Consider the following 7,667-nt stretch of genomic DNA (forward strand, 5'->3'; position numbering starts at 1 on the left):
TCTATGGTTCCTTGTTAAAGTGCGTAACTTCGTTGTATTCGCTTTGCGATCTGCCTGTTTGCTTTCCGTTCGGAAGCGTTTTGTTGCTAGGTACAATTCCGTCAAGATTCAGATATTTACGTTTTCCGGGAAGTGAGGGGTCGTAAACTCTAAAATAGTTTCCATTCATGTCTTCTACTACTTCTACTCCATTTTGAGGGTTTTTGTATATTTTCTTACCCTTATCAGTGGTGCTGATTATAGGATTGTTGCCGGCGAATTTTTCCACAGCATTATTTAAATTTGCTTTAGGCCAATTTGCAGAGTATTGAGCAGCTCGAGCTGCGCCTCCTGTTTCAGGTGCTTTTTGATCGCCCTCATTTACTTGTGGTTTTGTTGCAGCATCGTCAGCCCCCACTCCAGGCGTACAATTCTCGCCGCCTGGACAAGTACTCAGACCAAGAGGATCTACCCAACCCGTAGGATTAGGCACGTACTGATAGTTGTTCAACCCACCCGCGAGCTTGATCGGATCCGGCGTCAAAAACCGCCCAGTGCCCGGATTGTAGTAGCGGTGCCGGTTGTAATGTAACCCCGTCTCGGCATCGAAGTACTGACCTTGGAAGCGCAGCGGATTATCAATCTCGCTGACGTCCAGCGCGGCGAGGTTACCGTAGGCGCGGTACTTCGCCGACCACATGATCTCGCCGCTGTAGTCGGTGAGTTCCTGCGGTGTGCCCAGATGATCGAGCTGGTAGTAAAACGGCGTGGCTTTGCGCGGGCCTTCGCCGTCGAGCATCGCCAATGGACGGAAGCTTCCCGGTTCGTAAATGTAACTGCGGTAGCGGTTTTCCGCGCTTTCGGCGATCAGTCGTTCACCTTGCCACAAGAATTCGGTTGTCTGGCCTTCGACGGTTTTTTCGATGCGTCGGCCGAAGGCGTCGTATTTGTAGGACGCGGTTTTGCCGCTCGGCAGGCTGACGCCGATGAGGCGGTGCTGGCAGTCGTAGCGGTATTCGGTGACGAGTTTCTGGCCGGCACCACGGCGTTCGCGGATCAGGTTGCCGTAGGCATCGTAGTCGTAATGGCGGTCGCCCTGCATCAGCAGGCGGTTGCCTTTGACGTTGGCCAGGTTCGCTGTGCCTTCGTTGTTTTGACCCAGCAGGTTACCGGCTGGATCATGGGCGAAGCTTTCCGGTGTGGCGCCGCGCACTCTGATGAGTCGGTCGAGCGGGTCGTAGTGATAGCTGCGCTTGCCTTTGCGGCTGTCATCGATACCGGCGAGATTGCCGTTGGCGTCGTAGTTGTAGCGACGCTGAAACAGGTTCTTGTCTCGCTGGCCGACTGTGTGGGCTTGCAAGCGACCCTGCTCATCGTACTGGTATTGGCTGAGCAGCAGACCTTGTTGGCGTTGCTGTTCGCGTCCGGCGCTGAACTGGTGAGCGGTCAGGCGAGAGCCATTGAGGTCGATGCTGCTCAGACGTCCGCCGGGCAGGTGACGGTAGTCAAGTTTGCTGCCATCGGGCAGGCGGCAGTGGTTCAGTTGGCCAACGCTGTCATATTCATAACGTGTGGTGCCCCAGCCTTGGTGTTCAGTGATCAGGCGATCTTGCACATCGTATTCGTAGGCGAGTGGCCAATTGCCGTCGTCGACATTTACCAAACGACCCAGTCCGTCGTAGCTGTAGTGAATCTCTTCGCCATCGGCGAGGGTTTTTACCAACAGGCGGCCAGAAGCATCGCGCTGGTATTCGGTAACGAGTTCGCTGCCGTCATCGCCGAATTCGGTTTTCTTGACCAACTGGCTGTTGAGGTCGTACTCGTAGGCAGTGCGACGACCGTCGAAGCCGGTTTCCTGTTGGATCAGGCCGTTGGCGTAGTAGTCGAGGTGATATTGCTCGCCGCGCTCGTTCTCTATTTCGGTAAGCAGCAGTCCCGAATTGTCGTAGCGGTAGCGCAGTTGGCTGCCGTCCGGATTGATGCGACGACTGACAAGATGCAGGTTGTCAGCATATTCGTACTGAGTAATGCGCCCAAGTTCGTCTCGCTCGGCGGTGACGCGACCATACGGGTTATAGGTGAAGGCACGGCTGGCGCCACCGGGTAGGATCACCTGAATCAGACGGTCAACGGCATCCCATTGGTATTGAGTAATGGCGCCCGTTTCATCTTGGCGAGTGATTTGCCGCCCAAGTGCATCGTAACGGTATTTACGTTTCCCACCATCCGGTAACTGCTCTTCAAGCAATTCGCCGAGGTTGTTCCAACCTAACCTATGGCGGCTGCCATCCTGGTTTAGAATCTCTAAAAGACGACCTTGATCATCGTAAGAGTAATACGTTGAATTACCGTCGGGATCAATTTGTTGAGTGATATCACTTTGTTTGTTTCGTATATATTTCCAGATCGCATCGCCACGACGAACTTCGGACACAAAGCCGAATTTGTAGTCGTAAAGTGTAGGTGTGTCCTCTGGCGGAATTACTGTTTCCAATCGACCCGCGTCGTTGTACTGGTATTCCGTGATTGCGCCTAATGGATTCTTTTCGGCAACAAGACGGCCCTTTTCGTCATAGATGTTGCTGTGTTCCGCTCCACCCGGTTCGACTTTGCTGATGAGTCTGGCGTGATCGTCATGAGTGTAGATTTCCTCACTGCCATCAGCGTTAGTAACAGTAACGCTTCCATTATCGTCCCAAGTGTAGCGGGCATCCATCTGTGTAAAGTTTGCCCAATGATGGATGCATCGAGAGGATTTTCCTTCGTTCTCCCATTCCCAGAAGAAGCTCGCACCACCAGCTAGTTGCCTTTCGAGAATTACGTTTTGGTGGTTATAGGAATAAAGCTCACTTTCACCCGCGGCGTTTTTCGCTTCCACGAGGCGACTGTGCTCGTCGTATCGATAAGTGACAAGTGTTTGAATGGTGGCCCAAGCATCTTCCAGGTTGTCTGCAGGGATGAACTGCTGATAATCGACAGATACAATGTGCTTGCGATCATAGCGAATTAATAATGCTCGTCCCGCACCGTTATCTACACGTTTGATTCGTCCATGAATGTCGCGAGTAATATGAAGCCGATTACGATACCGGTCAGTAATTGCAATAAGTGTTGCGCCTTCGCTGTTGTACCTGAAGTGATAGAACAGTGGGCGCTCGCCTGCCTGGGTCAGAATGAGTTCAGATGGATCATCACCAATGAAAATAGCCGCTTTTGCTAGGCTATTGGTTATTGCTGACCGTTGTTCGCTAGGAAGCGGAAAGTTGGTGATGCGATTTTCATGATCTGTCCAGACAATCCCGTCGTCATTCACTTGAACTCGCTGCGCAAGAGCGTGACTCCACCCGTAGCCTAGTCCACAGTCTACTTCTGCTGCGCTAGTACGATATAGGCGGGTCCATTCGAATGGAAACAGTCCATTTAACTGGCCGTCAGTAAGCGTTAGCAGTTCCTCCCCTGTAACCATCGATACTGGGCAGCCGTTAACACAAGTTTCCCTGGTGCAGGCGACGTTTTTATCGTCGTGGTTGGTTGACTGTTTTGATTTGTCATCAACATGCTCTGAACTGCCAACTTTTGCATGGTCTTGTCGGTCCCAGCCAAGTTTGACCTTGCCCTTTTCAAAAGTCCCAGCGATCGCCCTTGTAGCGAGTTTTTTGTAGTGCTCGATCGCTTCCATGAAATTTTTAACAATACTGAATATGGATTTTACAAACCCAGAGACAGCTTCGATAACTCTTGCACCGTAGTTAACCAAGCGCACGCCGAGGTAGGCAATACCTGAGCCCTCTGCAGCGAACGTGAGAACGATCGCCAGAAGAATATCTATTAAAATAGTTACGATGGCGTTGGATATTTGTTCTGCGGTTTTTCCGGATATTACGCTGGGAGGGAGTTGTAGTAGCCAGATTCCTGACGCCTTCAGAATAAGAAAAAGTGCCGCTTGGTCGCTGGCTAGCAACATCAGCTTTTCCATCATCGCTGGTGTTTCTTTCGCTAGTCTCAACAAATCGCTCGCGCTTTCTCCCAATTCCTTTGCGAATTGTTTCGGGTCCTTCAGGATCTCAAAGATTCGCTTAATGCCGTCAAATGCTGCCTTGATCGCCTCCCAACTTCCAATGAGCGTTCCCTTCATCTGGGCGAGGTAGGGAGAGGCAAGTGTTTCCTTCGGCCAAAGTGGTCTGTATTTTCTCCATTCTAAGTCGAGCCAGTCTTTTAACTGTGCGGTGAACCCGTCGTAGGAGCTAAATAGCTGATTTAGCTGATTTTTTGTTACTGAGCTTTGTACCCGAACGAAGTATTTTTTTCCTGGTACGCCCTTGTAAACACCTTTTCCTTCAGCATCGAGAGTGATAGAAGTTGCTGTGCCGCCTTCTTTGGGAGTGACCTCGACCGTTATATTGCCAACGGGAATGTCGTTGACGGAGACAAACTTACTTTCGATCAGCAGTCTGCCATCCTTGGGGCACTGTGCAACCGTGGATTCGAACTCATCGTCTTTCACACTGACGGTAGCGTTCGCGCTCCCGAGCTTGATGGATCTGCTCAACCCAAAAAATGCTGGTCTATCGAGAAATTGAGGCCCCTTGTCCAGCCATTCCGCATATTTGCTTTCAGTCAGTTCTCGGTAGTCCTTCAAACTGTCCGGGAAGGTAGAGAGTTGTTTATCAACAAAGGCAACGCGATCCATCAGCCTTGCTCCAGAATCAGGTGGTTTAACAGTGCTTCTTTAAGGTTTTTCGGCGCATCCGGGCGGCGCACGAAACGGCTGACTTTCAGCTTCAGGTTGTTCTCAGGCCAAGCGCTGTAAATATCCGGGCGGTCTTCTTCCAGCCACTGCATCAGGTTGCTGATCAGTGTCGTCGGGTTCTCCTTGGCTAAGCCATCCAGCAACTCCTTCGGCACCTCCCACCACGGCCAATCCTTCACCTTCGGCAACACCCGCGTCCCAACCTCCAGCGTTTGCCCATTAATCAGATACCGCTCAAACACCGGCAGTACTTCCCCAGCCTTCTCCCCAAGCCCCTTCAGAATCGGGTAGATATGCCGCCCATCCCAAAACCGGAAAAACACCTCGGTCCCATCCGGCATCTTCACCTGCGTCAGGCTGCGCAGATGTTCGAACACCTCGTTTGGTTCGGCGCGTGAGATGGCCAGCCAGCCCCAGTCGAGGGCGTCGGTTTCGGCGATCCAGGGCAGGAATGCCGAGTTCGGTTTGAGTTCGGTGACGTAGGGCATCACCGGTTGCCAGGTGGAGTAGGGCGTGCCGCCCCAGATTGGCAGGAGCTGGGCGGTGGGTTCGGTCAGGTACAGGGTTTTCAGGGCGTCGGCATCGCTCGCTGCGCTGATGATCAGGTACAAACGCTCGCCATTTTGCAGCGGCTGTTGCGCCAGCCAGTCCTTGGGTGTCAGTCGATCAGATGGCACAGGCACCTGCCTTGCATTTTTCGCATTCTTCGCAGAACGGCGCGTTACGTTTGAGGGTGTTGATCTGGGCCGGGGTCAGGACCTGGCCGGCTTTGTCGGCGTCGGCCTGTTTGAGAATGCCGGGCATCAGCGGCGCGGCGCCAGTGCCGCTGCCGGGGCTGCCGCCGGAGTTGATGTTGATCGTCGGGCCGCTCATGGTCACGCCGCCGGCGTCGATCTTGATGAAGCTGCCGCCGCCGACCAGGGTCAGCTCGGCGCCGGCTTCGAGCACGACTTTCATACCGCTGCTCAGGTGGATTTCCTGGCCGGCGTCGATGAACTGGCCGGTGCCGATCTTGATGTGCTGGTTCACGCCCACGGTCAGGTGGTCGTTGGCGCGGGCTTCGACTTTGCGGTCTTCGTAGACGGTGTGGTGTTCTTCGGCCTTGAATTCGGTGTAGCTGTTCTGCTCGACGGTGTCGTGGCGTTCGTTGCCGACGCGGATCTTCTGGTCGTGCTCGATGTTTTCGTCCCAGTCACGCTGGGCGTGGAGGAAGATCTGCTCCTGACCTTTTTTGTCTTCGATGCGCAGTTCGTTGTAACCGCCGCCGCCCATCGAGCTCAGGGTCTTGAACGTGCTGCGGGTCTTGTTTGCCGGCAGATCGTACGGGACGGTGTTTTCCTTGTGGTACAGGCAGCCGCTGATCAGTGGTTGATCGGGGTCGCCTTCAAGGAAGGTGACCAGCACTTCCATGCCGATGCGCGGGATGGCGATGCCGCCGTACTGGGCGCCGGCCCAGGCGCTGGAGACGCGCAGCCAGCAGCTGGTCTTGTCGTCGGCCTGACCTTCGCGGTCCCAGTGGAATTGCACTTTGACCCGGCCGTACTGGTCGCAGTGGATCTCTTCGCCTTTGGGGCCGGTGACCACGGCGCTCTGGCTGCCGAGGATGCGCGGTTTCGGGTGGCGCAGCGGTGGACGGTTGGGCACGTCCCACGGGGTCGCCTGAAAGCGGTTGCGATAGCCCTGGTGGAAATCGTCTTTGAGTGCGGTGGTGTCGCTGGTCACCGACTCTTCGAGCACCTGCGGCTGCTTGCCTTCGTGCAGGACTTCGGTGAGCAGCCACAGGTCGTTCCACTTGGCCTTCGGGTGTTCGGTCAGGGCGAGGAAATGGCCACTGACCAGCAGCGGCTGGTCGCTCTTGCCTTCGGCGAGCTGGAAGTCGCTGCGGTGGCGTTCGAGGGCACGTTTGGCCAGGTGTTTGCCGCGCTCGCGGTCGATGAAACGGCCCGGGTAGTCGTAGTCTTCGAGGTCGGGCAGGGCGTCGCCGCGGTTTTCGCTTTCCAGCGTCAGGCGTGGTTTTTCGAAATCGTAGTCGCGGCGGGTGGTGCGGCTGGTGCGGGTTTCCAGACGCAGGTCGAAACGCTTGATCACCGGGTTGCTGGCGACCATGCCGGAGTCTTGCTGGTAGGCCACAGGCTGGAGTTTCGGAAACACCGTCTGGTCATCGCCGAAGACGAGCTTGTGCGCTGTGGCGCTGTGCTGGAAGTGGTAGTGAATACCTTCTTCCTCGCACAGGCGCTGGATGAAATGCAGGTCCGACTCATCGTATTGCACGCAGTAGATGCGCTCGGGATAGATCGAACCGGTCTTGAATTCGTAGGCGTTGCTCTGGATGCCGTGCTCTTCGAGAACCATGCCGATGATTTTCGGCACCGTGAGGTTCTGGAAGATGCGTTGGTTGACGCGGTGCGCCAGGTACGACAGTTGCGGGCGCAGGGTTACCGAATAACGCGTCAGGCGCTTGCCGGAATCGCCCTGGGCGGCGCGGTAGATCTGGCCGTGGATGCCGCTGCCATCGGGCGACAGCTGCAGGAAGGCCGGTTTGTGCAGCAGGGTTTCGAGGTCCAGCGACGGCTGCTCACTGACCAGCTCCACCTCAAAAACAAAAGGCTGGCTGATGGCTTCCCGGCCGGTCAGGGTGAATACCTGAAAATCGGCGGAGAGCCCTTCGATGGTCAGGGCAAAGTGGGTTTCATTGGCCGGCGCGAACATCCCTTGTTCCTCGTGCTGTACAGCGGCGCTCGTCGACGGCCGCAAAAAAAGCGGCTCAACGTACGCGAAATTCTGGAGGGGCGTAAACAACATCGACCAGCAGGGCTGGTCGATGCTTGTAACGATCAGCCGTAATTAAACGACTGGAGCACGCCAGTCATCGGAACCCGAAGTACCGGATACTTCGTGGGTCCAGGTGATTTTGCGGTAGGTGAACTGCACTTCTTCC

Annotated in this window: 3 protein-coding genes and 1 pseudogene; all 4 read right to left on the bottom strand. The window is 55.1% G+C overall.

The features are described 5' to 3' along the window. Window position 1: 1 nt before the first annotated feature. Window positions 2-4,669, bottom strand: coding sequence for an RHS repeat-associated core domain-containing protein (locus ACIP8I_RS20315; protein ID WP_400763381.1), 4,668 nt, complete (start codon window positions 4,667-4,669; stop codon window positions 2-4). Then, entirely contained in the window at window positions 4,669-5,406 is a 738-nt protein-coding gene (locus ACIP8I_RS20320; protein ID WP_400763383.1) for a DUF4123 domain-containing protein, read from the bottom strand. The genes ACIP8I_RS20315 and ACIP8I_RS20320 overlap by 1 nt, the downstream gene beginning before the upstream one ends. Further along, window positions 5,396-7,438 carry a type VI secretion system tip protein TssI/VgrG gene (gene tssI, locus ACIP8I_RS20325; RefSeq protein WP_400763386.1) on the bottom strand — a complete coding sequence of 681 codons (2,043 nt, stop codon included), beginning with the start codon at window positions 7,436-7,438 and terminating at the stop codon, window positions 5,396-5,398. Before tssI ends, ACIP8I_RS20320 begins: the two co-directional genes overlap by 11 nt. A gap of 135 nt (window positions 7,439-7,573) precedes the next feature. Continuing rightward, window positions 7,574-7,667 (bottom strand): annotated as a pseudogene (locus ACIP8I_RS20330) (type VI secretion system tube protein Hcp); the annotation flags it as partial.

The organism is Pseudomonas sp. NPDC088414 (assembly GCF_044753325.1).
In the GTDB taxonomy this organism is placed as follows: Bacteria; Pseudomonadota; Gammaproteobacteria; order Pseudomonadales; family Pseudomonadaceae; genus Aquipseudomonas.

What these genes read in the sequence shown, in the direction of transcription:
- ACIP8I_RS20315 (WP_400763381.1), bottom strand. Translation starts at nt 4,669, where the DNA reads ATGGATCGCGTTGCCTTTGTTGATAAACAACTCTCTACCTTCCCGGAC.
- tssI (WP_400763386.1), bottom strand. Translation starts at nt 7,438, where the DNA reads ATGTTCGCGCCGGCCAATGAAACCCACTTTGCCCTGACCATCGAAGGG.